2 protein-coding genes are annotated in these 1,686 nt (G+C 52.2%); both read right to left on the bottom strand.

Going from position 1 to position 1,686, the window contains the following annotated elements:
- Positions 1–520: dTDP-4-dehydrorhamnose reductase family protein (locus ACXRVY_RS27600; protein ID WP_458238791.1), on the bottom strand; the 520-nt coding region annotated here is incomplete at its 3' end.
- Positions 517–1,686, bottom strand: a 1,170-nt coding sequence (locus ACXRVY_RS27595) for a glycosyltransferase family 4 protein (protein WP_458238790.1), incomplete at its 5' end; no start/stop codon positions are given. The genes ACXRVY_RS27600 and ACXRVY_RS27595, both read right to left, overlap by 4 nt.

The raw sequence follows: 1,686 nt of genomic DNA, 5'->3' as shown, positions 1-1,686 counted from the left end.
AATACTGGCTCCCCAGTTCGTGACCAATGATCGAGGTTCGTAGCGTGACGGCATTCAGCTCCGAGTGAAGCTCACCGATGTATTTGGACTTACCGTAGAGATCCTCTGCATCGGACATATCCTCCTCGGTGTACATGCCTTTACGGCCTGAAAACACGCAATCGGTGCTGATATGAATCAGGCGAGAACCGGACAACGCGCACAACCTGGCAATGCGATGCGGCAACATGGCATTGATAGGAAGCGCGGAAAGGGGGTCCTTGGCGTCAGCCAATTGTTTGATGAGCCCGATGCAGTTGATGACGACATCCGGTTTGACCCGTGCCAGCACCGAAACCAGCGAGTCCTGGTCAAGCACATCGACATTACTGATCAACGAACTGTGCATGTCCTCAGAAAAGTATTTTGCGCCACCCGGATTGCGCAAAGTGCCCCACACCTCGAAGTGCGGGTTTCCATGGAATTGCCTGAACACCGTGCTACCCAGCATTCCGGTGACCCCTAACACAAGAACTTTCATTTTGAGCTACCTTTCAATTCATTGATCCTGCTACTGAGGATTTCGACCAGACGCTGGCTTTGCCGCTCCATTTCGAAATGCTCCAGGTAGTACGCCCGACCTGACTGCCCCAACGATTCTCGCTCATCCGAGGTCATGCGGAAAAGTTGTTCAATGCATTTGGCCATACCTTCGGCATCTTGCGCCGCAGTGGTCAGACCGGCTCCCGCCTCTTGAATGACGCGCGCGCCCTCCCCGTCCAACGCCGCGATAATCGGCCTCCCTGCTGCCAGGTAAGCCTGGACTTTACTAGGGATGGTATAGGAGAACGCCTCATCCTGCTTCAACGTCACCAATAATCCCGCGGCGCGACTGAAAAAATGCGGCATTTCAGTGGCCGCAAAGCGTCCGGCAAGAACAAKGTTGTCCAAACCTCGGGATTTCTTCTGGGTTTCAATCCAGCTCGACATACTGCCGCTTCCGACCAACACAATCCTGAGTTCCGACAAATGGCGAAGCTTGTCAGCTACCTCAACGAGGGTTTCGACCGACTGTGCGGTCCCCAGGTTTCCGGCAAAGACAAGACAGAAATTATTGTCGAGCTCCGCGAGCAAGGGTGCAGGAATCCGGGTCTCTACCAGACTCGGTGGCACGTCCTGATAGGAGTTGGGGTGATACACAACCTTGTCAGGATTGGCATAACGGGCGACCGGCTCTCGAAATGCCCTCGACTGAACCAGAAGCGTATCGACGAAGGCGTAAATACCTTTCACCAGCCAGCCCACAACACGCAATATAGTTTTGTTCTTGATGAACCCGGTCGCACTCAAGCTCTCCGGCCAGAGATCTTGAACCCATACAGCCAGATGACTCTTGAGTTTCCACTTCAAGTAAATCGCAGGGATTACCGAGGTAATCGGTGAAGGTGCAAACACAAAAATCGCGTCAAAATTTTCACCCTTTACTGCGGCCGGGTAAAATTTAAGCCCATTTAAAATAAACGACAAATAGTTCAGCACAAGATTTTTTGCACCGGAAGCACCACGTGGTCTGAGTGGTGCACGACAAACACTAACGGAAGACTCGAATTTTTCTTCCTGATATCCAGAAGCACTGTAACCACTAAAGACAACGCCATCAGGGTAATTTGGCTTACCCGTAAGAACCTTGATGACGTGCCCTTGAGC

This window comes from Pseudomonas sp. P5_A2_2 (genome assembly GCF_054177685.1).
The sequence above is the reverse complement of the archived record's forward strand: the minus strand, read 5'-3'. Positions and strand labels throughout refer to the sequence as shown.